Origin of the sequence: Nocardiopsis lucentensis DSM 44048 (assembly GCF_000341125.1) — a bacterium.
Taxonomy (GTDB): domain Bacteria; phylum Actinomycetota; class Actinomycetes; order Streptosporangiales; family Streptosporangiaceae; genus Nocardiopsis; species Nocardiopsis lucentensis.
Genome location: NZ_ANBC01000410.1, coordinates 1 through 489, shown reverse-complemented (window position 1 = coordinate 489; position 489 = coordinate 1). Strand labels below are relative to the sequence as shown.

Genomic DNA, 489 nt, shown 5'->3' with positions numbered 1-489 from the left:
CCCCCGGCTGCCAGGTGGACGGCTGCCCCCGTCCGCACAACTCGCGCGGCTGTTGCTCCATGCACGCCCAGCGCCTCCGCCGCACCGGCGGCCTCGAGCGCTACTCGGTCGACATCGACGCCATCGCCGTCGAGCGGGCCGTGATGGGAGAGCCGCCCGCCCGCCTCACCCAAGCCGAGCGCGAGCAGGTACTCCGCCGCCTCCATAAGAAGGGCTACAGCGACAGCCGTATCGCCTCCCACCTCGACATCGGCACCAGCGGAGTCCAGAGGATGCGCACCCGCCTCGGCCTGCCAGCCCACCCGCCGACCTCCGCGCACCGCCTGACCGCATGACCACCCAGGGGCGTCGCGGACGACGATTTCGCCCAGACCCACCCGACCACCACGACCACCCGGGGGATGAGATGAACCACCACTACTCGTGCGACCTGTGCGCCCGACCGTCGGGCGACGACGCGCCCGCCTGTGTCTCCTGCGCCGAGCAGGC

Annotated in this window: 1 protein-coding gene; it reads left to right on the top strand. The window is 72.4% G+C overall.

All coding sequences use genetic code 11. The annotated features are described in order from the left end of the window. On the top strand, positions 1-335 hold a 335-nt coding region (locus tag D471_RS0114145; RefSeq protein ID WP_206538943.1), incomplete at its 5' end, for a hypothetical protein. Positions 336-489: the final 154 nt, after the last annotated feature.